Origin of the sequence: Mesoflavibacter zeaxanthinifaciens DSM 18436 (genome assembly GCF_000422365.1) — a bacterium.
In the GTDB taxonomy this organism is placed as follows: Bacteria; Bacteroidota; Bacteroidia; order Flavobacteriales; family Flavobacteriaceae; genus Mesoflavibacter; species Mesoflavibacter zeaxanthinifaciens.
The window spans coordinates 65,545-89,586 of sequence record NZ_AULQ01000011.1; the positions used below are offsets into that span (position 1 = coordinate 65,545).

General features: G+C 31.1%; 26 protein-coding genes and 1 tRNA gene. 16 read left to right on the forward strand and 11 right to left on the reverse strand.

What is annotated here, in order from left to right; translation table 11 throughout:
- Positions 1 to 19 precede the first annotated feature (19 nt).
- From H574_RS14180 to H574_RS0111105, 3 genes are all read right to left on the reverse strand, one after another.
- Entirely contained in the window at positions 20 to 499 is a 480-nt protein-coding gene (locus H574_RS14180) for a cupin domain-containing protein (RefSeq protein WP_036227585.1), read from the reverse strand.
- Between the two features lie 156 nt (positions 500 to 655).
- Positions 656 to 1,315, reverse strand: a complete 660-nt coding sequence (gene nfsB / locus H574_RS0111100; RefSeq protein WP_027880650.1) for an oxygen-insensitive NAD(P)H nitroreductase — start codon at positions 1,313 to 1,315, stop codon at positions 656 to 658.
- Positions 1,316 to 1,763: 448 nt separating this feature from the next.
- Positions 1,764 to 1,838, reverse strand: a tRNA-Pro gene (locus H574_RS0111105).
- Positions 1,839 to 1,954: 116 nt separating this feature from the next.
- Between H574_RS0111105 and H574_RS0111110 the strand changes: the two genes are divergently transcribed.
- From H574_RS0111110 to lepB, 14 genes are all read left to right on the forward strand, one after another.
- Complete coding sequence (locus H574_RS0111110) at positions 1,955 to 3,061, forward strand: PQQ-dependent sugar dehydrogenase (protein ID WP_036227593.1); 1,107 nt, start codon at positions 1,955 to 1,957, stop codon at positions 3,059 to 3,061.
- Positions 3,058 to 3,471 carry a c-type cytochrome gene (locus tag H574_RS0111115; protein WP_027880652.1) on the forward strand — a complete coding sequence of 138 codons (414 nt, stop codon included), beginning with the start codon at positions 3,058 to 3,060 and terminating at the stop codon, positions 3,469 to 3,471. Before H574_RS0111110 ends, H574_RS0111115 begins: the two co-directional genes overlap by 4 nt.
- A gap of 44 nt (positions 3,472 to 3,515) precedes the next feature.
- Entirely contained in the window at positions 3,516 to 4,124 is a 609-nt protein-coding gene (gene udk / locus H574_RS0111120) for a uridine kinase (RefSeq protein WP_027880653.1), read from the forward strand.
- Positions 4,121 to 4,420, forward strand: coding sequence for an FtsB family cell division protein (locus H574_RS0111125; RefSeq protein ID WP_027880654.1), 300 nt, complete (start codon positions 4,121 to 4,123; stop codon positions 4,418 to 4,420). The genes udk and H574_RS0111125 overlap by 4 nt, the downstream gene beginning before the upstream one ends.
- The gene (locus H574_RS0111130) at positions 4,413 to 5,744 is read left to right on the forward strand and encodes a methylmalonyl-CoA mutase subunit beta (protein ID WP_027880655.1); all 1,332 of its coding nucleotides are present in this window, start codon (positions 4,413 to 4,415) and stop codon (positions 5,742 to 5,744) included. The genes H574_RS0111125 and H574_RS0111130 overlap by 8 nt, the downstream gene beginning before the upstream one ends.
- A 19-nt stretch (positions 5,745 to 5,763) precedes the next feature.
- Positions 5,764 to 6,465 carry a hypothetical protein gene (locus H574_RS0111135; protein WP_027880656.1) on the forward strand — a complete coding sequence of 234 codons (702 nt, stop codon included), beginning with the start codon at positions 5,764 to 5,766 and terminating at the stop codon, positions 6,463 to 6,465.
- A 1-nt stretch (position 6,466) separates the two neighbouring features.
- Complete coding sequence (locus H574_RS0111140; protein ID WP_155912650.1) at positions 6,467 to 7,117, forward strand: hypothetical protein; 651 nt, start codon at positions 6,467 to 6,469, stop codon at positions 7,115 to 7,117.
- Positions 7,117 to 9,240: a methylmalonyl-CoA mutase gene (gene scpA / locus H574_RS0111145; protein WP_027880658.1), complete on the forward strand. Its 2,124-nt coding sequence runs from the start codon at positions 7,117 to 7,119 to the stop codon at positions 9,238 to 9,240. Before H574_RS0111140 ends, scpA begins: the two co-directional genes overlap by 1 nt.
- A gap of 171 nt (positions 9,241 to 9,411) precedes the next feature.
- A complete protein-coding gene (locus H574_RS0111150) occupies positions 9,412 to 12,267 on the forward strand; it encodes a M16 family metallopeptidase (RefSeq protein ID WP_027880659.1) in 2,856 nt (951 codons plus the stop codon).
- 134 nt (positions 12,268 to 12,401) lie between these two features.
- A complete protein-coding gene (locus tag H574_RS0111155; RefSeq protein WP_027880660.1) occupies positions 12,402 to 13,166 on the forward strand; it encodes a ParA family protein in 765 nt (254 codons plus the stop codon).
- Between the two features lie 3 nt (positions 13,167 to 13,169).
- Positions 13,170 to 14,078 (forward strand): ParB/RepB/Spo0J family partition protein, encoded by a 909-nt coding sequence (locus tag H574_RS0111160; RefSeq protein WP_027880661.1) that lies wholly within the window; start codon positions 13,170 to 13,172, stop codon positions 14,076 to 14,078.
- Complete coding sequence (locus H574_RS0111165) at positions 14,068 to 14,706, forward strand: DUF5683 domain-containing protein (RefSeq protein ID WP_027880662.1); 639 nt, start codon at positions 14,068 to 14,070, stop codon at positions 14,704 to 14,706. The genes H574_RS0111160 and H574_RS0111165 overlap by 11 nt, the downstream gene beginning before the upstream one ends.
- 48 nt (positions 14,707 to 14,754) lie before the next feature.
- A complete protein-coding gene (dapB, locus tag H574_RS0111170) occupies positions 14,755 to 15,456 on the forward strand; it encodes a 4-hydroxy-tetrahydrodipicolinate reductase (protein WP_027880663.1) in 702 nt (233 codons plus the stop codon).
- A gap of 60 nt (positions 15,457 to 15,516) precedes the next feature.
- Positions 15,517 to 17,208, forward strand: coding sequence for a signal peptidase I (gene lepB / locus H574_RS0111175; RefSeq protein ID WP_027880664.1), 1,692 nt, complete (start codon positions 15,517 to 15,519; stop codon positions 17,206 to 17,208).
- A gap of 2 nt (positions 17,209 to 17,210) precedes the next feature.
- Here lepB and H574_RS14660 read toward each other — a convergent pair whose 3' ends face one another.
- Entirely contained in the window at positions 17,211 to 17,384 is a 174-nt protein-coding gene (locus tag H574_RS14660) for a hypothetical protein (protein ID WP_155912652.1), read from the reverse strand.
- Positions 17,385 to 17,414: 30 nt separating this feature from the next.
- Between H574_RS14660 and H574_RS0111185 the strand changes: the two genes are divergently transcribed.
- Positions 17,415 to 18,041, forward strand: coding sequence for a WbqC family protein (locus H574_RS0111185; protein ID WP_027880665.1), 627 nt, complete (start codon positions 17,415 to 17,417; stop codon positions 18,039 to 18,041).
- Positions 18,034 to 18,339, forward strand: a complete 306-nt coding sequence (locus H574_RS0111190) for a DUF6122 family protein (protein WP_027880666.1) — start codon at positions 18,034 to 18,036, stop codon at positions 18,337 to 18,339. The genes H574_RS0111185 and H574_RS0111190 overlap by 8 nt, the downstream gene beginning before the upstream one ends.
- Here the strand turns inward: H574_RS0111190 and H574_RS0111195 are convergent.
- The 7 genes from H574_RS0111195 to ribH form a co-directional block, all read right to left on the reverse strand.
- A complete protein-coding gene (locus H574_RS0111195) occupies positions 18,336 to 19,310 on the reverse strand; it encodes an endonuclease/exonuclease/phosphatase family protein (protein ID WP_338101003.1) in 975 nt (324 codons plus the stop codon). The two genes, H574_RS0111190 and H574_RS0111195, sit on opposite strands and share 4 nt — an antisense overlap.
- Positions 19,311 to 19,388: 78 nt before the next feature.
- Positions 19,389 to 20,246, reverse strand: coding sequence for a rhomboid family intramembrane serine protease (locus H574_RS0111200; protein WP_027880668.1), 858 nt, complete (start codon positions 20,244 to 20,246; stop codon positions 19,389 to 19,391).
- Positions 20,247 to 20,999, reverse strand: coding sequence for a rhomboid family intramembrane serine protease (locus H574_RS0111205; protein WP_027880669.1), 753 nt, complete (start codon positions 20,997 to 20,999; stop codon positions 20,247 to 20,249). It abuts the gene before it with no gap.
- 3 nt (positions 21,000 to 21,002) lie between these two features.
- Positions 21,003 to 22,874 carry a DNA mismatch repair endonuclease MutL gene (gene mutL, locus H574_RS0111210; protein WP_027880670.1) on the reverse strand — a complete coding sequence of 624 codons (1,872 nt, stop codon included), beginning with the start codon at positions 22,872 to 22,874 and terminating at the stop codon, positions 21,003 to 21,005.
- Positions 22,875 to 22,877: 3 nt separating this feature from the next.
- Positions 22,878 to 23,159, reverse strand: coding sequence for a hypothetical protein (locus H574_RS0111215; protein WP_027880671.1), 282 nt, complete (start codon positions 23,157 to 23,159; stop codon positions 22,878 to 22,880).
- Positions 23,160 to 23,161: 2 nt separating this feature from the next.
- Complete coding sequence (locus H574_RS0111220; protein ID WP_027880672.1) at positions 23,162 to 23,380, reverse strand: hypothetical protein; 219 nt, start codon at positions 23,378 to 23,380, stop codon at positions 23,162 to 23,164.
- A 177-nt stretch (positions 23,381 to 23,557) separates the two neighbouring features.
- Positions 23,558 to 24,037 carry a 6,7-dimethyl-8-ribityllumazine synthase gene (ribH, locus tag H574_RS0111225; protein WP_027880673.1) on the reverse strand — a complete coding sequence of 160 codons (480 nt, stop codon included), beginning with the start codon at positions 24,035 to 24,037 and terminating at the stop codon, positions 23,558 to 23,560.
- Positions 24,038 to 24,042: the final 5 nt, after the last annotated feature.

The following is a 24,042-nucleotide window of genomic DNA, read 5'->3' on the forward strand; positions in this document are numbered from 1 at the left end:
TATTTCGTTTTAAAAATTATTATTTTTCTTTTGTTTTCTTAAGATATGCTGGTAATTCTTTGCTTAGCCAATCTTGACGAACAGGCACATGCACATCTAAATCTACCGTTTCTTCTAACGCCCAAAATTCATGTGGTACATTTTCTGGGAATACAATAACTTCTCCTGCCCCTACTTCTACAAAGGTTTCTTTGCCATCAATTATGGTTTTAATTTTTACCTTACCAGACATAATATATGTTATCTGTTCATTTGGGTGTTGGTGCCAAGGAATATGCGCGCCTTTTTCAAGATTAAAAATGGTCATTTGTCCTTTTTCACCGTGAAACCACTTGCGTTTTATGCCTTTACCAATAGTTTCTGATTCCATTTCATCAAAATTGAAATGTTGCACTTTTGATGTGGCTACAGAATCTATGGTTGTTACTTGTGCGCTTGCTTCAACTCCTATAAAACAAACTATAAGTAATGTTATAGAACCGATTATTTTATTCTTCATAATTATTTGGCTTATTGAGACTAAAGTCTTTCTAAAACTATTTTACTTTTTTACTGCTGAACTATCAAGTTGAACATCTTTTAGCGATTTTTTAATACACATTATTAAAAACTAATTATATTTTACAACTAACATTTAGCTTAAACGTTTTAGAAATTATATTTCAGTAAAAATTTCGCTTTCTGGCAATCTCGATTTTGGTGTTTTATCTGTAGAGTTAAAATCAGATTCTGCTCTGTAACCTATAGAAACGGCAACTAAAGCTGTGAAGCCTTTTTCTCTTAAACCAAATTCTTCATCTAAAGCTTTTACATCAATTCCTTCCATAGGTGTAGCATCAATTCCTAAACTCGCAAGACCCAACAAAAAGCTACCTATGTTAAGATATACTTGCTTTTCCATCCAATGATTTAAATCTTTTAAATCATATTTATGTATGTCTGCAAATGTTTTAACAGCACCTATAAATCCATTTTTTATGTCTTCATTTGGAAAACGTCCATTTTTATCATCTACATCTGCAATATGTTTGTAATAGTCTTCGTCTGCATCTGTTTTTGCACAAAAAAGCACAACAGCTGAAGCATTAGTTACTTTAGGTTCGTTAAAATGGAAAAAACCTTGTGTTCCTTTTGCTATACGTGCTTTTCCTTCTTCAGTTTCAGCAATAATAAAATGCCAAGGTTGTAAGTTTACACTTGACGCACTCAGTCTTAACAAGCTTTTTACTTGATCCATATCTTCTTCAGATATTTTTTTGGTTGGATCAAATTCTTTAGTAGTGTATCTCCAGTTAAGTGTTTCTTTTAAATTCATTTTTAATTGATTCTTGTTATGTTTTATTTTTAACTATCAAAAGTATAGTGACAAAAGTATGTATAGTGATTATTTCTGACAATAACGGTCAAAAAGGATAGTTTAATTTTTTATAGTATAAAAAGACGTAAACTCAACAATATCAATACATTCAACCGAATGTTAAATTTACTATAAAAAGTATAGTTGTAATATTCTTAAGATTTCATTTAAAAAAATTTAAATCGTTTTTCAACAAAATAAAATATGAATAAATATAATCTAGATCAATTAGTCTTATAAGAAGAAATGACTATTTACTACAACAATTTAATAATGTAATTAATAAATTTGAGATCCATCTATAAGATTAATGGATGCTTTAATGTTGTTTTTTATTTTTTAAAACACATCAAGGGGAATTTAAAATAAAAAAAGCCTGAATATAAATATTCAGGCTTTAGTTTTGTCGGGGTGGCAGGATTCGAACCTGCGACCTCCGCGTCCCAAACGCGGCGCGATAACCGGGCTACGCTACACCCCGAAAATGGTTATCTTTTCAAAACATAAATTTTGTTTTGAGGGTGCAAATATAGTAGTTTTCATCAATTTAAAAACATTTTTTATTATTAAATTGTAAATTCATAAAAAAAAATGAAAATGAAATTCAAATTCGGTCCATTTATTATAGTAATTATAGCCTCATTTTTTGCTTGTGCACAAGACAAAAATCCTATAAACATAAAACATTCATATGAGGTAATTGTAAAAGACCTAAATAACCCATGGGGATTTACTTTTCTTACTGATGGCTCAATACTAATTAATGAAAAAGATGGTAGAATCATTCATTTTAAAAACAATAAGAAGACTGAAATTAAAAATCCACCAAAAGTATATTTAAGAGGTCAAGGTGGATTGTTAGATATTGAGCTACATCCTAATTATAAAAATAACGGATGGATTTATTTTTCTTTTGCTTATTCTGATGGTGACGAAAATGGAGGAAACACTTCAATAATGCGTGCAAAAATTAAAAACGACAGTTTAATTAATAAAGAAATACTTTATAAAGCTGTTCCAAATACTACAAAAGGACAACATTTTGGATCTAGAATTGTCTTTAAAGATGGCTACTTATTTTTTAGCATCGGAGAGCGCGGAGAAAGAGATATCAATCCTCAAGATCTAACTAGAGATGGCGGTAAAATTTATAGACTAAATGACGATGGAAGTATACCTAAAGATAATCCTTTTGTTGATACTAAAAATGCTAAAACAGCTATTTGGTCCTACGGACACCGTAATCCTCAAGGCATGAAAATTAACCCTTTTACTAACGAAATTTGGTCTCATGAACATGGACCACGCGGTGGTGACGAGATTAATATCATTAAAAAAGGTGCCAATTACGGTTGGCCAGTTATTACTTACGGTATCAACTATTCTGGAACAGCAATTACAGACCAAACAAAAAAAGAAGGCATGCAACAACCTTTACATTATTGGGATCCATCCATTGCTCCTTCTGGTATGGCATTTATTAATAGTGATAAATATGGAGATTGGAAAGGTAGTTTGTTAGTCGGCTCACTTAAATTTCAGTATTTAGATTTATGTACACTTCAAAAAGGAAAAGTCATTAAAGAGCAACGTCTTTTAGATGGTTTAGGTCGTGTAAGATCTGTAGAACAAGGTCCAGATGGTTATATCTATGTTGGCATAGAAAACTTAGGTATTGTAAAATTAAAAAGAAATAAAGAATGAAAAAAACAGGACTAATTCTAGTTGCTTTAATATTAATAATAAGCTGCAAATCTTCAGACAAAAAAGCTAGCCCAGAATTAAAATCTTCTATTGCCCAAGGAGAAAAAGTGTATCAAAATTTCTGCATAAACTGTCATATGGCTAATGGTGAAGGGATTGAAGACGCATATCCGCCATTAGCAAATTCTGATTATTTAGAAAACAATTTAGAAGCTAGTATCAAAGGAATAAAAAACGGTATGAAAGGTAAAATTACAGTAAACGGAAAAACCTACAATAACGTTATGACTCCAATGGGTTTAAATAACCAAGAAGTAGCAGATGTGACTAACTATATTTTAAATAATTGGGGCAACAATAGTGACACTTTAATTACAAGTAAAGAAGTTTCTAAAATACTACTTAAATAAGGTTGTAAATTCTTAAATTTGAACCTTAAAATTAAATAAAAACAATGCTAATTATAGGAATTGCTGGAGGAACAGGCTGCGGTAAAACAACAGTAGTTAATCAAATATTAAATGAATTACCTGAAGGTGAAGTAGGTGTAATATCTCAAGACTCATATTACAAAGACACTACTCACCTATCTTTTGACGAGCGTGTTAAAATTAATTTTGACCATCCACGATCAATAGATTTTGAACTTTTAGAAGAACACTTAAAAGAATTAAGAGCTGGAAATGCAATAAACCAACCAGTATATTCTTTTATAAAACATAATCGTACAGGCGATGTTATTGTAACAAAACCTCGTAAAGTAATGATTGTTGAAGGAATTTTAATCCTTTCTCATCCAGAAATTAGAGAGCATTTTGATATCAAAATATTTGTTCATGCAGATAGTGACGAGCGTTTAATAAGACGACTAAAAAGAGATATAAAAGATCGTGGTCGTGATATAGACGAAGTATTATCACGTTACCAAAACACGTTAAAACCAATGCATCAACAATTTATAGAACCAATGAAAGAGTATGCAGACATTATTATACCTAATAACAGATATAATACGGTTGCTGTAGACATAGTAAAAACAATAATTAACGAACGCTTAGTTTGAAATACTTAAAAAACATATACATTTTAACACTTGTTGTTTTTGTAATATGGATGGTGTTTTTTGACACCAATTCGCTAATTATACACAGTCAATATAATTCTGAAATTGACGATCTAGAGGCAGAAAAAGAATACTACAAAAAAGAAATACAAAAAGACAAAAAAGCTATAGAAGAATTGAGTCGTGAAGAAGGCATAGAAACCTTTGCACGAGAACAATACTACATGAAGCGAGATAATGAAGATATTTATATAATAGAATATCAAGACAGCCTAAAAACTAAAGAAGATGAGTAAAAAACTATTTTCAGATTTTGAACCAGTTTCTGCAAAAGCTTGGAAACAAAAAATACAGGTAGACTTAAAAGGAGCAGACTATAATGACACTTTAGTTTGGCAAACTAACGATGGTATAAATGTAAAACCATTTTACCATCAAGACACTTTAGAAAACACTTTACACATAAAACCACAAACTTGGTCTATTGGTCAAATTATATTTGCTCAAAACGCAGATGCAGCTAATAAAAAAGCAATAAATGCAATTGAAAAAGGCGCAGAAACTATAAAATTTATTATTCCTAATAATGAAGTATCAATTTCAGAATTAATCAATAATATTGATTTACACGCTACAAACATTCAATTAGAGTTATTGTTTTTAGATCAAAACTGGATTTCAAATATTGATCAAAATATAAGTACTCAAGTAGACCCAATTCATCAATTAGTAAAAACTGGTAATTGGTTTTCTAATCTTGATAAAGATCTTGCAGCCATTAAAGATACAGTAGCACATACAGGCTGTTTAACTATAGACGCTACAACCTATCAAAACGCTGGTGCAAATAACGTACAACAAATAGCCTACACTGTTTTACATGCTAATGAATATTTTAATATCGTAGATGTTTCAACCATAAAAAAGGTAGTTTTCAATGTTGCTATTGGTACAAATTATTTTTTCGAAATTGCAAAACTAAGAGCGCTTAGAGCGTTATTTGACAGTATTGCTTCAGAATACAGTATCTCTGCAATATGCGTTATAAACGCAATTCCTTCAAAAAGAAACAAAACTATATACGATTATAATACAAACATGCTTCGTACAACAACAGAATGCATGAGTGCTGTCCTTGGTGGTGCTAATACTGTTTTTAATTTACCGTATGATGCAATTTACCATAAAGACAATACTTTTGGAGAAAGAATAGCACGAAACCAATTATTAGTATTAAAAAACGAAAGCTATTTTAATGCTGTTAACAACCCATCAGATGGTAGTTACTACATAGAAAGTTTAACAAATCAACTTGCAGAAAATAGTCTAGATCTTTTTAAAGATATTGAAGCTAACGGAGGATTGTTAAAACAATTAAAAGAAGGCACTATTCAGAAAAAAATAAAAGAAAGCGCCGCAAAAGAACAACAACAATTTGATGAACAAAAAATCATTCTTTTAGGTACCAATAAACATCCTAATAAAGAAGATAAAATGAAAAACGATTTAGAGTTATTTCCTTTTGTAAAAACCAATCCTGTTAAGACTTTAATAGAACCTATAATTGAAAAGCGTTTAGCAGAAAAACTAGAACAAGAACGATTAAAAACCGAAGAATAAACAACAAAACTAAAAAAACATGAACACACGTATTTTAAAAACTGTATTTGTATTTTTTATCGTATTAAACTTTAGCTGCAAACAAGATAACACCGAAGCTACGTTAGCAGAGTATAAATATGCAGAAAAACCAGAAACTATTAGCTGTGATCCTGCAAATGACAAGCTATTAAAAGAAGCGTTATATAGCTTTGAAAAAGATATTTTAAACCAATATGACCCAAACGGTAAAAATAAATTAAGAGCATACAGAGCTTTTGTAAATAATGCAATTTCTGATCGTGTAAAACCAGAAAACATGATGTCTTCGCACACAAAAGCTATTTTTGATGTATTAAAAACAAAATCAGATTTATGGCAAGAAGGAGCTTTAAACTATAATAGCGATTTAGTTAAATGTTTATCTCAAAACATGCAAGATCAAAGTTTAAAAACAACTTTTAACGCACTTGTAAGCACCAATAGCATGAATTACAAATTATTTGGTCCTGCATTAAGAAGTAACACATCTTACACCAGAGACGCTTATTTACAAACCTTTATAGCTTTAGATTATTACTACTCTAAGATGTTTGATTTAGATTTCTCCAAAATTAATTTAGAATTTAACGACACTAAACAAGAAGCAAATAACAAAATAGATTTTAATAAAACACCTCTTAATCTACCTAAAAAAAATAACGTAAAAAAAGCAGACGATCACGCTGGGCACAATCATTAATATGAACTTAAAAAAAATAACATATTTAATATTAATAAGTCTAGTAATTACCTCTTGCATAAACAATGTTACAGAGGTAAGCAACTGGTTAATGGTAGATAGTTCTAATATAGAAACTATAGAAGGCAGCTACCATAAGCTAGATAAAGATCCTGTTAGAATATACTTACCAAGTGTTTTTAAAAGGAAAAGTGGTGTAGAATTTGAGGAAATTTTAGACAGCATCTCTTCAGATAAGAATAGTCTAAAACTTGAATATGCCAGACTAAAACAATTAAGAGAAATAGAAGGTAATTTTTACATCTATTTTGATAAAAGCACATTCTCTACTTACACAATTAACACTTTACCTTACATGCCTCTTCAAAGACAAGACGCAAAATTTTTGTTAGGCATCATAAGTCAGTCAAATAGAGAAAATGAAAACAATCTAGATTTAAAATATACAAAGGTCACTGCTAAATATGATAATTCTGTTGGACCACAAATATTTAAATCGATTTTTAAAGTAGAAGACACTAAGTCAATAGATAATTCGGCTTTTTATAATTCTACTTATATAGTTTCTTACAACAACAAAACGGTTTTTATTCAATTAAGCACACCTTTTGAAGCTAACTTTGATCCGTTTTTACAAAAAATGATATTATAATGTCAAGAAAAAATCTTCAACATATAACGCTTAAAACACAAGAAAACATAACAGTAGATCAACAAACTTCTACATTTAATACTGCAGAAGACATTCCTGTAAAATCTACTTACGCTAAGTCAGATACTAAGGATTTAGAACACTTAAATTTTGTTGCAGGAATAGCACCAAATCTTCGCGGACCATACAGCACAATGTATGTACGCAGACCTTGGACCATACGCCAATACGCAGGTTTTAGCACCGCTGAAGAGAGTAATGCATTTTACAGAAGAAATCTTGAAGCTGGTCAAAAAGGTCTTTCAGTTGCTTTCGATTTAGCTACGCATCGTGGTTACGATTCTGATCACGAACGTGTAGTTGGAGACGTAGGTAAAGCTGGTGTAGCTATTGATAGTGTTGAAGATATGAAGGTTTTATTTGACCAAATTCCGTTAGATAAAATGTCTGTATCTATGACTATGAATGGTGCTGTATTACCAATCATGGCATTTTACATTGTCGCTGCCGAAGAACAAGGTGTAAAACCAGAACAATTAGCAGGAACTATTCAAAATGATATTTTAAAGGAATTTATGGTGCGTAATACTTACATCTATCCACCAACACCTTCTATGAAAATCATTTCAGATATTTTTGAATATACTAGCCAGAACATGCCAAAGTTCAATAGTATTAGTATTTCTGGTTACCACATGCAAGAAGCTGGCGCAACTTGTGATATCGAATTAGCATATACACTTGCAGATGGATTAGAATATATTAGAAAAGGATTAGATGCAGGAATGGACATAGATACTTTTGCTCCAAGATTATCCTTTTTCTGGGCTATTGGTATGAATCATTTTATGGAAATTGCCAAAATGAGAGCTGCCAGAATGCTTTGGGCTAAATTGGTAAAACAATTCAACCCTAAAAACGCTAAATCTTTAGCATTACGTACACATTGCCAAACAAGTGGATGGAGTCTTACAGAGCAAGACCCTTTTAATAATGTAGCAAGAACAACTATCGAAGCTGCAGCTGCTGCTTTTGGAGGCACACAAAGTTTACATACTAATGCGTTAGATGAAGCAATAGCATTACCAACAGATTTTTCAGCAAGAATTGCGCGTAACACGCAGATTTTCTTACAAGAAGAAACACACATTACAAAAACTGTAGATCCCTGGGCAGGAAGTTATTATGTTGAAAAATTAACACATGATATTGCCGAAAAAGCTTGGGATTTAATACAAGAAGTAGAAGATCTTGGCGGTATGACAAAAGCTATAGAAGCTGGTATACCAAAACTACGTATTGAAGAAGCTGCTGCGCGTAAACAAGCAAGAATAGATTCTGGTCAAGATATTATTGTTGGTGTAAACAAATACCAATTAGAGCAAGAAGATCCTTTACATATATTAGAAGTAGATAATCAAACGGTAAGACTACAACAAATAGAAAGCATAAATAAAATTAAAGCAACTCGTAATACTGAAAAAGTAAAAGAAGCTTTAAATAATTTAACAAATGCAGCTAAAACAAACCAAGGAAATTTATTAGCTTTAGCTGTAAATGCGGCTAGAGAAAGAGCTACATTAGGAGAAATTAGCGATGCTTTAGAAACTGTATTTGGACGTTATAAAGCAAATATAAAATCATTTTCAGGTGTGTATAGTAAAGAGATAAAAGACGACAGTAGCTTTAAAAAAGCTAGAGCATTAGCAGATACTTTTGCTGAGCAAGAAGGTAGAAGACCTCGTATTATGATTGCTAAAATGGGACAAGATGGTCATGATCGTGGCGCAAAAGTAGTTGCTACCGGTTATGCAGATGTAGGTTTTGATGTAGATATAGGTCCATTATTTCAAACTCCAAAAGAAGCTGCAAAACAAGCTGTAGAAAACGATGTGCATATTCTAGGTGTATCTAGTTTAGCTGCAGGACATAAAACATTAGTTCCGCAGGTTATTGAAGAACTTAAAAAATATGGTCGAGAAGATATTATGGTAATTGTTGGAGGCGTTATCCCAAAACAAGATTATCAATATCTATTTGATGTTGGCGCAGTCGCTGTATTTGGTCCAGGAACCAAAATAAGTGATGCTGCTATCAAAATTTTAGAAATCTTGATAGATTAATTATAAAAAGAGCCACTAAAAAAGTGGCTCTTTTTTTTATAATAAATTAAAATTCTTTCCGTTAGCTTATTGAATAAATTTTCATTTTAACATAAATTTCAACATTTAGTTAAACATAAATTTTATTTTTATAAACCATTCCTTACAAATTATTAATTAAAACAACCAAAAATGAAAAAATCACTATCAATTTTCACAATGGTGTTGTTTGTATTAACAGGTACTATTAAATTAAATGGACAAACTGTTACTAAAACATCACTTAAAACAAATCAAACTAAAAAATTTAATTCTGCAGAAAAAATCCCTTTTAATCCAGAAGTAAAAAAAGGAGTTTTAAGTAACGGCTTAACTTATTATATTAAAAACAACGGTAAACCAGAAAACAAAGTAGAACTTAGACTTGTAGTTAAAGCTGGTTCTATTCTTGAAGATGAAGATCAAAGAGGTTTAGCTCATTTTATGGAGCACATGAACTTTAACGGAACCAAAAATTTTAAAAAGAACGAACTTGTTAATTACCTTCAAAGTATAGGAGTAAAATTTGGTGCTCACTTAAACGCATATACTAGTTTTGACGAAACCGTTTACATGCTTCCAATACCTAGTGATGATCCTGAAAAATTAGAAAAAGGATTTCAAATATTAGAAGATTGGGCACATAATGCACTATTAACAGAAAAAGATATTGATGAAGAAAGAGGTGTTGTTTTAGAAGAATTTAGATTAGGTCAAGGCGCTGATGAAAGAATGATGCAAAACTACCTACCAAAATTAATGTATGGTTCTAAATATGCAGAAAGGTTACCTATCGGAACAAAAGAAAATCTTGAAAATTTTGACTACGAAAGCTTAAGAAGCTATTATAAAGATTGGTACAGACCAGATTTAATGGCTGTAATAGCTGTTGGAGATATTGATGTAGAAACTTTAGAAAATAAAATCAAATCTCATTTTGGAGGAATAAAAAATCCGGACACACCAAAACCTAGAGAAGTTTTTTACGTTCCTAATCATGATGAAACTTTTGTAGCTATAGAAACCGACAAAGAAGCTTCATTTTCTCAGGTTAGAGTACTTTTTAAAGATGAAAGCAACAGTAAAGAAGACGAAACATTAGAAGAATTTAGACACTCTATTGTAGAATCACTTTTTTCCCAAATGATAAATAATCGTTTAGACGAACTTAGAAATAGTGAAAATCCACCATTTGTTTACGGGTATTCTTTTCATGGAGGTACATGGGCAGACACTAAAGACGCTTATCAATCTTTTGCTATGACAAGTCCAGATGGACAATTAAAAGCATTAAAAGTATTACTTGAAGAAAATGAAAGAGTAAAAAAATACGGGTTTGGCCAAGGTGAATTTGAAAGAGCTAAAAAAGATTTAATCGCTAGATTAGAAAAATCTTTTAAAGACAAAGATAAAACTGAGTCTAACAGAGTTTTAGGAGAATACATAAGAAACTTTTTGGTTAACGAGCCAATGCCAGGTATAGAATGGGAATACAACTTTCATAAAGAACAACTACCTACAATAAAACTAAATGAAGTAAATCAATTAATTTCAGACTATATAAAAGACACAAACAGAGTTGTAGTTTTAACAGGTCCTGATAAAGAAGATATTAAAAAAGTAACAGAAAAAGAAGTAAGAGATTTATTAGAAACCGTTAAAAACGAAGACATAAAACCTTACGAAGACAAAGAAGTAGCTTCTTCTTTAATTACAAATTCACCTCCAAAAGGTTCTATTGTAAAAGAAACACAAAATAACAAATTAGGCACCACTACCCTAACCTTAAGTAACGGCGCAACGGTTACTTACAAAAAAACAGACTTTAAAAACGACGAAATTTTATTTGATGCCTTCAGTTTTGGTGGTAGCTCATTATATTCTGATGAAGATTACTTAGAAACAGTATTTGCTAACAATGGATTAACAGATGCTGGCGTTAATGGATTTAGCAAAGTAGATCTAGGAAAAATGATGTCAGGAAAAATTGTTAGTGTAAGACCAAGAGTTGGCGGTATTACGGAAGAAATTTCAGGATCTTCAACACCAAAAGATTTTGAAGAATTGTTTCAGCTAACACATTTATATTTTACAGCATTAAATAAAGACGAAAAAGCTTTTGCTTCATATATAAATAAACAAAAAGCCTTTATTGGCAATATGTTATCAAGTCCGCAATTCTATTTTCAAGATCAATATTCTAAATTTGTATACGGTGCAAATCCAAGATATTCCGGTTTTCCAACACCAGAAAAATTAGATCAAGCTAATTATGATTTAGCTTACCAAAAGTTTAAAGAACGCTTTGCAAACGCAGGAGATTTTAAATTTTACTTTGTAGGGAACATTGATGAAAACAAAATAAAGGAATACTCAGAAAAATATTTAGCTAACTTACCATCAACAGGTAAACAAGAAACTTACAAAAAAACAGATTTTAGACCTTTATCAGGATCACATACAAAAATTGTAGAAAAAGGTACAGACCCAAAAAGTTCTGTTAGAATTGTGTATCAAGGTGAAACAACTTATGATGAAAAAGAAGACTATGCATTAAGTAGTTTAGGTGAAATTTTAACCATAAAACTAATCGAAAAACTACGTGAAGAAGAAGGCGGTGTTTATGGTGTTGGAGCTAGAGGAAATATTAACAAAATTCCTTACGGCTGGTATAGCTTTAGTATTAGTTTTCCTTGTGGACCAGAAAATGTAGAAAAACTTAAAAATGCAGCTATTGCCGAAGTTGAAAAAATTGTAGCTAACGGACCTACAGAAGAGGACTTAGCCAAAGTAAAAGAAGCGCAGCTATTAGAAAGAAAAGAAGATCTAAAAGAAAACAGATTCTGGTTAAGACTTCTAAAAAATGCAGATTATGAAGATAAAGATGCTAATAAAATCTTAGAGTATGAAAAAACTGTAACTAATCTTAATAAATCTGACATACAAAATGTTGCTCAAAAATATCTAACAAAAGGTTATATTTTAGGTATCCACAATCCAGAAAAATAATCAAGTCAAACATTAATAAAAATGAGGTTGCAATGTTAAATTTACAACCTCATTTTTTTATTTATGTTATTAACAAAGGTTTTTATTCCTCATAAATAATTGTATTTTTACCGTTACAAAAACCAAATTGATTAATGGGTAAAATTATAGCAATTGCCAATCAAAAAGGTGGTGTTGGTAAGACAACTACCTCTGTAAACTTAGCCGCCTCTTTAGGTGTTTTAGAAAAAAAAGTTTTACTTATAGATGCAGATCCACAAGCTAATGCCACATCTGGATTAGGGATAGATGTAGAGTCTGTAGAAATTGGTACATATCAAATTTTAGAACACACAAATACAGCAAAAGAAGCTGCAATACCTACAGAAACTCCAAACCTAGATATAATACCAGCTCATATTGACCTTGTTGCTATCGAAATTGAATTAGTAGATAAAGACCAGCGCGAATATATGCTTAAGAAAGCTCTTGAAGAGATAAAGGACCAATATGATTATATACTAATAGATTGCGCTCCTTCTTTAGGACTATTAACCCTTAATGCGCTAACTGCTGCAGATGCAGTAATTATTCCAATTCAGTGTGAATATTTTGCACTAGAAGGTTTAGGAAAATTATTAAACACTATTAAAAGTGTACAGAAAATACATAACAAAAATCTAGACATAGAAGGTTTATTGTTAACCATGTACGATTCGCGTTTAAGACTATCTAATCAAGTAGTAGACGAAGTCCAAAAACACTTTAACGACATGGTATTTAGTACCATTATTCAGCGTAATGTTAAGCTTAGTGAAGCACCAAGTTATGGTGAAAACATTATTAATTACGACGCATCAAGTAAAGGTGCTAGCAATTACCTAAGTTTAGCTAAAGAAATTATTACAAAAAACTCCTAATTTATGGCGAAAGCAACTAAGAAACAGGCTTTAGGACGCGGACTTTCAGCATTACTGAAAGATCCAGAAAACGATATTCAATCTGCTAAAGACAAAAACGCAGACAAAGTTATAGGTAATATTGTCGAGTTAGAATTAGATCAAATTGAAATGAATCCATTTCAACCACGAACTAATTTTAATGAAGAATCGCTGCGTGAATTAGCCTCGTCTATTAGAGAATTAGGTGTAATACAGCCAATCACGGTAAGAAAATTAGGCTTTGAAAAATATCAGTTAGTTTCTGGTGAAAGACGTTTTAGAGCATCAAAATTAGTTGGTTTAGAAACTGTACCTGCGTACATAAGAATAGCTAACGATCAAGAAAGTCTAGAAATGGCATTGGTAGAAAACATCCAACGTCAGGACTTAGACCCAATAGAAATTGCATTATCTTATCAACGTTTAATAGACGAAATTAACCTTACACAAGAACAAATGAGTGAACGTGTAGGAAAAAAACGAAGCACCATTGCTAATTACTTACGTCTTTTAAAGTTAGATCCGATTATCCAAACAGGTATGCGAGATGGATTTTTATCTATGGGACATGGACGTGCTATTATAAATATTGAAGATCAAAATATTCAACTTGAAATCTACGAAAAGATTTTAAGTGACAAACTTTCTGTAAGACAAACCGAAAATTTAGTTCGTAATTATAATCAAACTAGCGAAGTAAAAGTTCCTGCAAAACCTACAAAAGAAGAATTACCAAAATATGTTAAAAAAGGCATCACTGCTTTTTCAGAATACTTTGGACATAAAATTGACGTTAAAGTCTCTAGCAATGGTAAAGGAAAAATTACAATTCCTTTTCATTCTGAAGAAGATTTTAACCGTATAAAAAAGCTAGTCCAAGGTGATAAATAAGCAATATATTATTACACTTCTTTGTGTTATTTTTTGCTGTTTTCTTCAAGCACAAGAAGATAACAGCAATAAAAAAGCAGACACAACAAAAACCAACAAATTACCTAAAGGATTAAAGGAAAAGGACGATATAGCTTTAGCAGACTCTAGTAAAGTAAAAAAAGTTAAGCTTCCAAGAGAATATGACCCTTTAGCACCTTCTCGTGCTGCATTTTATTCTGCAATTTTACCTGGTTTAGGTCAGGCTTATAATGGTAAATACTGGAAAGTACCTATTGTTGTAGGTGCAATAACCACGGGTATTTTATTTTACGATCATAATAACAAACAATACAATCGTGTTAGAGATGCCTACAAGAGAAGACTTGCAGGTTTTACAGATGACGAGTTTTATGGTAGACTAACTGACGATGCACTAAGAGATGCACAACAAACATTTAGACGTAATAAAGAATTATCTTTATTAATTACATTTGGTCTTTATGCTCTAAATATTGTAGACGCTAATATAGACGCTCATTTATTACAATATAATATAGACGAAAACTTAAGTTTAAAGCCTCATTACAAACTAAACGATATTGATAATCAAGGAGATTTAGGCTTAACGTTAAACTTTAAATTTTAACTTCTTATAAATTGAAGCTAACTTTAGTTTCATTTAAATACATAAAAAATGAAAATCGCATTATTAGGATATGGTAGAATGGGTCAAGCTATTGAGCAAATTGCCGTAAGCCGAGGACACGATATTGTAATAAAAACAAGTAGTAATACAGGTTACAATATTAAAGAAGCAGATGTTGCTATAGATTTTAGTATTCCTAATGCTGCTTTTAATAATATTTCAAACTGTCTAAATAATGATGTGCCTGTAATCTCAGGTACAACAGGTTGGTTAGATAAATATAATGACGCTGTTTCGCTTTGCAAAAAAAATAAAGGTGCATTTATATATGCTTCAAACTTTAGTTTAGGTGTAAATATCTTTTTTGAACTTAATGAAATTTTAGCAAAAATGATGACTAAACTAGAAGATTATAAGGTAGACATCGAAGAAATTCATCATACAAAAAAATTAGACGCACCAAGTGGTACTGCTATAACTTTAGCAGAAGACGTAATAAAAAATCACAGTCAATATTCTAATTGGAAATTAGATGAAAGTACAGAAAACATACTTCCAATAACTGCAAAACGTATTCCTGATGTTCCTGGTACACACATTATTACTTATAAAAGTGATATTGACACCATAAAAATTGAACACGAAGCACACAGCAGACAAGGTTTTGCTTTAGGTGCTGTTATCGCTGCCGAGTGGATTATTGGCAAAACAGGTGTTTTTACTATGAAAGATGTGTTAAATATTGGGTAACTTTAATATATTTAACAACATTTGTAAAACAAGATAAACTAACAAATCAGATATTTTATTATGAGTGGAACTCAGTGGATTATATTTTTCTTTATCATTCAACTTTTACATGGTTTAGCTACTTGGAAGTTATATATAAAAGCAGGAAGAAAAGCATGGGAAGCATTTGTACCTGTTTACAATGCTGTTATCTTAATGAAGATTATAAACAGACCTTGGTGGTGGACAATCCTTTTATTTTTGCCAATAGTTAATCTTATCTTATTTCCTGTAGTATGGGTAGAAACAGCAAGAAGCTTTAACAAAAACAGCACTCAAGATACTTTTTTAGCTATTATTTTATTAGGATTTTACAACTTCTATTTAAGTTATGGGGCAAAAGATTTAAAATACAGAGAAAATAGAAGCTTACATCCTTTAACCGAGCTTGGTGATTGGGTAAGTTCTATTTTATTTGCAGTTGTTGCTGCTACAATTGTTCACACTTATTTTATTCAACCTTTTGTAATTCCAACTTCTTCTTTAGAAAAAACTTTATTGGTTGGTGATTTCTTATTTGTTAGTAAAGTAAATTATGGCGCGCGTACACCACAAACTACAGTTGCTGTACCAATGATACACGATGCTGTTCCAGGAACTACAGTTCCGTCGTACATCAAAAAACCACAATTACCATATTTTAGGTTACCAGCTTTAGAAGAGATAGAACGTAACGATATTGTTGTTTTTAACTGGCCCGTAGATACGCTGGTAGATATTAATAATCCTTACGGAGAAGTTAGATACAAACCTGTAGACAAAAAGACCAATTATGTAAAACGTTGTGTGGGATTACCTGGCGACTCTTTATCTATCAAAGAAGGATACGTTTACATTAACGGAAAGAAAAACGAATTACCCGACAGAGCTAAACTTCAGTTTTTTTATACAGTAATATTAAAGAATAACGTCTCTCAAGAATTTTTAGACCAGTACGGAATTACGGAGTACACAAGAGTATTTCAACTTAAAAAATCAATTTTTGAGAATGAAAAAGTTCAACAATACATCAAAGCAAATGGGATTAACTTAACTGTGGTTTCAGATGATGGCGACATGGTTGCTTTTAAAGGCAATGTGTCTCAAGACATGTATGATAAATTAAAAATTAATTTTTCTGATAAAGCATTAAACATTAATCTTACAGAAGAATTAGCTACAAAAATTAAGAATAATCCTAATGTAGTTTCGCTTAAAAAAGATTTATCAACACAACCGGAAAATGATATTTTCCCTCGTACGCCAGAATATAGTTGGAATAAAGATGAATTTGGTCCAATTTACATTCCTCAAGCAGGAAAGACAGTCGACTTAAATTTAGAGGTTTTACCGCTTTACAAACGCATAATTACTGCTTATGAAGGTAATACTGTAGATGTAAAAGGAAATCAAATTATAATAAATGGTGAAGTTGCAAATACCTATACTTTTAAACAAGATTATTATTGGATGATGGGTGATAACAGACATAATAGTCAGGATGCAAGAATGTGGGGCTATGTGCCATTTGACCACGTGGTTGGAAAACCCGTATTTGTTTGGATGAGTTGGGATAGCAACGGTAAAGGATTAGACAAAATACGTTGGAATAGATTATTTACTACCGTTGGTGGCGAAGGTAAACCAACATCGTATTTTATTCCATTTTTAGTGGTATTAGCTGGTATTTTTGCTTTTAATAAATTTAGAAAACGTAAGAAGAAAACAGCTTAAGTTTAGTTCATACTTTTTTGTTCATCAAACCTTTTTTCAATTTGCTCAACAGGGTCTTTTTTTGACCTAAAACCACGATTCATACCAGATCCTATATAGTCTTTTAACGGTTTATCAACGTTTGGCAATATTAAATTTCTAAACCAATTGTTTATTGTTTTTAAAAAATAAATCATAATTTAAAAGTACAAAAAACGCATTAACAAATGAAAGCACTTCTTCATCCAACATATTTTCCTAGCATTGCACAATGTGTAGCTATTGCAAAAGCTGAAGATTTGGTGTTTGAAAAACATGATAATTTTCAAAAACAAACGTACCGTAATCGTACTTACATTTATGGTGCAAATGGTAAATTACAATTAAGTATTCCTATAATTCACAGTCATAAAAACAGACAATTATACAAGGATGTAAAAATTAGTAATACCGAAAAATGGCAACAAATACACTGGAAAAGTCTTGAAGCTGCTTATCGCACGTCGCCTTTTTTTGAATATTATGAAGATGAATTTATTCCACTTTTCGAGAAAAGACATGAGTTTATTTATGATTTTAATTTAAAATGTTTTGAAGTTGTAAGTGATTGTCTTCAGTTAGATATGGATATTACTTATACTGAAAGTTATCAAACAAAGCATGACGATTTAACAGATTTTAGATCGCTTGTTAACGCCAGAAAAGAGCCTAATTTCAACTTTGAAAACTATAGACAAGTCTTTTTTGATAAATGTGGATATATAGATAATTTAAGTATTATAGACTTATTGTTTAATGAAGGAACAAATGCGTTGACTTATTTAGAGAACCAAATACTACCTACACATGTATAAACCAATTATACATTATGGTATTCACTTTATATTACCTTTAGTGGTTGCTGTTTTTTTCTATAAAAAAAATTGGAAAAGAGCTTATCTAATTATGATTTGTGGTATGCTAATAGATTTAGACCATATATTAGCAACGCCTATTTTTGCACCTAACAGATGTAGCATTAACTTTCATCCACTTCACTCCTATTATGCTATTGCTATTTACATACTACTTCTAATCCCCAAAAAAACACGCTTAATTGGATTAGGCTTAGTTATACATATCTTGGCAGATAGTGTAGACTGTTTACTTTAGTTATCTTTTAAGCTTAATCTTGTCATTATAGGATAATGATCAGAATACTCTACATCAAAAGTCTTAAAACTATCCACTTCAAAACTTTGGTCTGCTAGAATAAAATCTATTCTTAAAGGGAAAAACTTAAAATCGTAAGTGCGCCCAAAACCATTACCTTGCTCTTTAAAAGTATCTTTTAAATCGCCTTTTACTTGATTGTATATATAAGAAAAAGCAGAGTTATTAAAATCTCCAGAAACAATCATTTTGTAAGGAGAATTGGATTTATGTTTTAAAAATAATTCGGCTTGAGTTTGTTGCTTTTTAAAAGTTTCACCTATACCATTAAAAATTTTTTCTCCTTCTTCTTGAGTTAAATTTTCTGTTTTAGTATTAAGTCGTAATGATTGAAAATGTACATTATAAACTCTAATTGTATCTTTATCTTTTACAATGTCTGCAAAAATGGCATTATTAGCAGTATTAGGAAAATTAATCGAACCTGAATTAATTATTGGATATTGAGAAAAAATAGCTTGACCATATTTTGTTTTTTTACCCTCTAATTTTTCAAATTTATATTTAAAAAAAGATAAATCTACAGATTGATGTGGATGAAACTCTTGTATACACAACACATCTGGTTGCTCTTTTTTCACAAAATTAGTCAGCTTAGTTTGGATGTCTTTTTCTGCTATCCAATCGTAAAGATTAAATAGGCGTACATTATAATTCATCACAGATAGACTACTTTCTATATTTTTTTCGGAGTTTGAAAACTTATAAAAGGAACCAAATAATAGATAACCAATAGCTATAACAAGTAAAGAAAGTATGAGTTGCTTTTTGACTTTAAACAACCAATACACAAAAAATAATACGTTTAACAAAATTAAAAAAGGAACACCTAAACTTAGCACAGAAAGTGTAGCAAAAGTTTTTGGAGGTACATGAGGTAAAATATAAGATAGCAACAGTAGAAAAGCCACAATAGAATTGAGAAAAAAAACGATTTTTTCAAAAAATTTCAACTTTTTCATATCATATTTCCTCAGTTACTTTAGTTGTTATTTTCCTGCTCTAAAAAGAAAATCTTTCTCTTCTTTAGTCAAACTATCGTAACCACTTTTACTTATTTTATCTAGAATAGTATCTATTTTTTTTTGTGTATTAAGCTCGTTAAATTCTTTTTTATCATAACCAGCTACTTTACTTTTCCTTTTATGAACGGTTTTTAAGTTTGATTTATTATTTGGCTTAAACCAACTAGCTATATTATCCATAAAACGACCAAAACCTGCACCTATATCATTGCCTTTTTCTAATTTTTTTGCATAAACAAAACCTAATAAAGCTCCTCCTAAATGTGCTAAACTTCCACCTGCGTTACTACCAAACAAACCTATAATATCAAAAGCTACAAATGCTACAGCTATCCACCATAATTTTAAATTGAAAGTAAAAAATCTTATATTTTTATCGGGTAAATAAGCGCTTAAAAAAATTAATAACGCACTAACGCCACCAGAAGCACCAATTAGATAAGCATTTGCTGAAAAGAAACTAGAAAAAACATTATAACCAAATAAAAAGGCTAAACCACCTACAATTATTCCTAAAAAATAAATATTAAGCGCCATTTTAGGATTGAATAAGTTCATAAATATTCTTCCTAAAAGGTATAACCAAAGCATATTAAAAATCATATGAAATAAACCAAAATGCACAAATCCATAAGTAAAGATTGTCCACGGTTTATATAATACATCATAAAAGTCGCTTTGTAGTCTTAACCATTTAAAAACACTAGGAACAATAGGATTTAAGATTAATGCAAGCAAAAAGATAATCACATTAATGACTATAACTTTTTCTAGCACATTAAGCCTAGCGTATTTATATTTTAATTGATCTATTTGACTCATTTATCTATCCCAACGATTTTGATTGAATTGATTTTTCTTCCAATACCACATAATAAAAAATCCGACTAAAGCACCACCAACATGAGCTAAATAAGCGGTATTACTTGGACTAAAAAATGATTGACCTGTAACAGCAGATATTACATCTAAGATAATTATCCCGGGAATAAAGTATTTAGCTTTTATAGGAATTGGTAAGAAAATCATCATTAGCTCTGCGTTTGGATTCATCATACCAAATGCTGCTAAAATTCCCATTATACAACCTGATGCACCAACCATTGTACTGTTGTATGAGTTATACGCAGATTGTAATTCTGTAATCATTTCTTGAGGTACATTGTTGTATACTCTTCCTGTATTCATCATGTCAAAAAACTGATCTGATGTCACTCCAGAAGCCATCAACTGCTCGTAAGCAGGTAAATAATTAAAATATGCACCACCTAATTGAAACAATGCAGCTCCTAAACCTGCAGAAAAATAGATAAACAAAAATTTATTTCTTCCTAAGCGATATTCTACGGGAGAACCAAACATCCATAACGCAAACATATTAAAAAAGATATGTCCAATACTACCGTGCATGAACATATGCGTTACTATTTGCCAAGGTTTAAAACTATCACTTGCAGGAAAATGAAGCGCAAACCATTCATAAAAAGCTTCTCCGCCACCAACAGTAACCGTTCCAATGAAAAAAATTACATTGATAATTATAAGGTGTTTTACGGTATCTGAAATTCTCATCATAACTTACATAAATTTCTTTTCAAGTTCATCAACAGTCATCGTAATAAACGTTGTTTTATTGGTCGGTGACACACTTGGTTCTTTACAAGCAAACAGCCTGTTTACTAAGTGTTCTTGCTCTGTATTTGTTAAGGTTTGTCCTGTTTTTATAGCTAAACTTTTCGCCATAGATTTTGCTAATAAATCTGCTGCAGAAAAATGGCTGTCTGGCACTTCGTTTTCTACATCACTTATTAGCTGCTCTAAGATTATAGATACTTCACTTTCTGGGACATTTACAGGCACGCCAGTAATCACTACAATTTCATCTTTAACATGTGTAAATACAAATCCTGTAGCTTCTAAATCTTCTTGTAGTTGTTGAATTAATTTAATTTCTTGCTTAGAAAAATGTAATTCTAACGGAAATAATAACTGCTGACTTACACCTTCTTTTACAGTTATATTTTGAAGGTATTCTTCATACAATACACGTTGATGTGCCTTATGCTGGTCTATAACCAACATACCCGATTTTATGGTACTTATTATAAACTTATTATTAAGCTGATAGGTAGTTTGCTTCTGCTCTACTTCATTTTCGTTTTCAAAAATTGAAGCGGTTTCTGGTTCGCTTTCAAAAGTTACTTCGTTAAAATTTGAAGCCGATTGATTGCCTTTAGATTCTAATCCAACATACAAACTTTCCCAACTTGTTCCTCTATCTTTTTTAAATGAAGGCGAAGTTGAAAATGAAGATGCAGATGAAGACGACTTGCTAGTAACAACTTCATCTTTAAAGGGATTAAAACTACTATCTACCTCAACCGAAGGTGCAGATTTTTGTTGATAATTATAAGGTGTATCTAAATTTGCATCGCGTTCAAAATCTAAAACTGGTGCAATATTAAACTGTCCCAAACTATGCTTTACTGCAGATCTTAAGATGGCGTACAATGTATGCTCATCGTCAAATTTAATCTCAGTTTTTGTTGGATGAATATTAATATCTATGGTTTGCGGATTTACCGTTAAGTTTAAAAAATAACTTGGTTGTGCACCATCTTTAAGTAAACCTTCAAACGCTGAATTTATTGCGTGACTTAAATAGGCGCTTTTAATAAAACGATTATTTACAAAGAAAAACTGCTCGTTACGACTTTTCTTGGCAAATTCTGGTTTACCAACAAATCCAGAAATGGTTAGTACCTCTGTAGCTTCTTCTACAGGTACTAATTTTTCGTTGGTTTTAGTCCCAAAAATATTAACTATACGCTGCCTATAATTGCTTTCAGGAAGATTAAATGTTTCGCTTCCGTTATGAAACATAGAAAATGTTATGCTAGGATGTGCTAATGCCACACGATGAAACTCGTCTATAACATGACGTAATTCGACAGCATTAGATTTTAAAAAATTTCGTCGTGCAGGAATATTAAAAAACAAGTTTTTTACAGCTAACGATGTTCCTTTTGGTGTTACGACTACATCTTGATTTTTAACTTCGCTACCTTCAATTTCTATACAAGTACCAAGCTCGTCATCTTCCTGTTTTGTCTTTAGCTCAACATGCGCAATTGCAGCGATACTAGCTAAAGCTTCGCCACGAAACCCTTTTGTGTTTAATTGAAATAAGTCTTCTGCATTTCGGATTTTTGATGTAGCATGACGCTCAAAACTCAATCTAGCGTCGGTTGCACTCATTCCTTTTCCGTTATCGATAACTTGTATTAATGTTTTACCAGCATCTTTTACAATTAATTTTATTGTTGTTGCTCCAGCATCAATTGCGTTTTCTAAAAGCTCTTTTACGACAGATGCAGGACGTTGTACTACTTCTCCTGCAGCAATTTGATTAGCAACATGATCTGGTAATAATTGAATGATATCTGCCATATTCTAATTTGGGAAGAAAATGGATAGGTCAAAACCAATAATCAATAAAAATAAAAACACTAAGACTGCAACAATTATCAAAATGCGTCTATTTGCAGCTTGATCTGGGTTATGTTTTAACTCGTCTATTGCGTTATTAAATTTTTGTTTTATGTTTTTGTTATCACCTACCGTTGTTCTAAAATCGTCAAATTTGTGTTTTATTTCATATGGGCTTCCTTCACCTTTATAATATCTTGGTGTGTAACTAAACTTTTTGTTTTTTCGTCTTGTTAGAAGTCCCATAATTATTTAATTTTTGTGTCTAAGTAATACATTAAGATAGCAATAAATACTAAAAGTCCTATTAAAAGGAACAAGGTATTACTCTTTTTTCTTCCAGAAATAGAAGGTCTTGCCTCTCTCCAACTAGATTTCATACTTTCTTTTAATTGAGAAGCAGAATCGTTGTCTTTATTAAAACGAGATTTGTAAGTAAATGTTTTATTTTTTCTTTGACCAAACAATGCTAAATGGTATTACTAGTAAGTTCAAATTTACTGAAAATACTAGAGATTGCTGGTTAGAGAATGCTAAAAATTGTTAACAAAAAGGAATAGCTAGCTGTTAGAAATATTAAATAAACTAACATTAACTACACACTAAATACTGAAAACTCAATAATCAATACTATATACAGAAATCTATGCGTTCTCTCTTAATTGTGCCATTTTTAAGGCAGCTACAGCAGCTTCTACACCTTTATTACCATGTTTACCGCCAGAACGGTCAATTGCTTGTTGCAAAGTATTATCTGTAAGCACACAGAAAATTACAGGTGTTTCGTGCTGTACGTTTAGATCTTTAATTCCTTGTGATACAGAATCACAAACAAAATCAAAATGCTTTGTCTCGCCTTGTATTACGCTACCAATTGCTATTACAACATCTACCAGTTGTTCTTGCATTTTTTTACTTCCGTAAATTAGCTCATAGCTACCTGGCACATGCCAAACTACAATGTTGTCTGGTATAACACCATGTTCTAAAAGTGTGTCTTTTGCTCCTTTTAAAAGACCTTCGGTTATATTATCGTTCCATTCTGAAACAACAATCCCAAACCGAAATTGCTTTCCGTTTGGGATTGATGCTTTATCGTAAGCTGATAAATCTGTTGTTGCCATATTAT

Coding starts and splice junctions, on each gene's coding strand:
- H574_RS14180 (WP_036227585.1), bottom strand. CDS start 499: ATGAAGAATAAAATAATCGGTTCTATAACATTACTTATAGTTTGTTTT.
- nfsB (WP_027880650.1), bottom strand. CDS start 1,315: ATGAATTTAAAAGAAACACTTAACTGGAGATACACTACTAAAGAATTT.
- H574_RS0111110 (WP_036227593.1), top strand. CDS start 1,955: ATGAAATTCAAATTCGGTCCATTTATTATAGTAATTATAGCCTCATTT.
- H574_RS0111115 (WP_027880652.1), top strand. CDS start 3,058: ATGAAAAAAACAGGACTAATTCTAGTTGCTTTAATATTAATAATAAGC.
- udk (WP_027880653.1), top strand. CDS start 3,516: ATGCTAATTATAGGAATTGCTGGAGGAACAGGCTGCGGTAAAACAACA.
- H574_RS0111130 (WP_027880655.1), top strand. CDS start 4,413: ATGAGTAAAAAACTATTTTCAGATTTTGAACCAGTTTCTGCAAAAGCT.
- H574_RS0111135 (WP_027880656.1), top strand. CDS start 5,764: ATGAACACACGTATTTTAAAAACTGTATTTGTATTTTTTATCGTATTA.
- H574_RS0111140 (WP_155912650.1), top strand. CDS start 6,467: ATGAACTTAAAAAAAATAACATATTTAATATTAATAAGTCTAGTAATT.
- scpA (WP_027880658.1), top strand. CDS start 7,117: ATGTCAAGAAAAAATCTTCAACATATAACGCTTAAAACACAAGAAAAC.
- H574_RS0111150 (WP_027880659.1), top strand. CDS start 9,412: ATGAAAAAATCACTATCAATTTTCACAATGGTGTTGTTTGTATTAACA.
- H574_RS0111155 (WP_027880660.1), top strand. CDS start 12,402: ATGGGTAAAATTATAGCAATTGCCAATCAAAAAGGTGGTGTTGGTAAG.
- H574_RS0111160 (WP_027880661.1), top strand. CDS start 13,170: ATGGCGAAAGCAACTAAGAAACAGGCTTTAGGACGCGGACTTTCAGCA.
- dapB (WP_027880663.1), top strand. CDS start 14,755: ATGAAAATCGCATTATTAGGATATGGTAGAATGGGTCAAGCTATTGAG.
- lepB (WP_027880664.1), top strand. CDS start 15,517: ATGAGTGGAACTCAGTGGATTATATTTTTCTTTATCATTCAACTTTTA.
- H574_RS14660 (WP_155912652.1), bottom strand. CDS start 17,384: ATGATTTATTTTTTAAAAACAATAAACAATTGGTTTAGAAATTTAATA.
- H574_RS0111185 (WP_027880665.1), top strand. CDS start 17,415: ATGAAAGCACTTCTTCATCCAACATATTTTCCTAGCATTGCACAATGT.
- H574_RS0111190 (WP_027880666.1), top strand. CDS start 18,034: ATGTATAAACCAATTATACATTATGGTATTCACTTTATATTACCTTTA.
- H574_RS0111200 (WP_027880668.1), bottom strand. CDS start 20,246: ATGAGTCAAATAGATCAATTAAAATATAAATACGCTAGGCTTAATGTG.
- H574_RS0111205 (WP_027880669.1), bottom strand. CDS start 20,999: ATGATGAGAATTTCAGATACCGTAAAACACCTTATAATTATCAATGTA.
- mutL (WP_027880670.1), bottom strand. CDS start 22,874: ATGGCAGATATCATTCAATTATTACCAGATCATGTTGCTAATCAAATT.
- H574_RS0111215 (WP_027880671.1), bottom strand. CDS start 23,159: ATGGGACTTCTAACAAGACGAAAAAACAAAAAGTTTAGTTACACACCA.
- ribH (WP_027880673.1), bottom strand. CDS start 24,037: ATGGCAACAACAGATTTATCAGCTTACGATAAAGCATCAATCCCAAAC.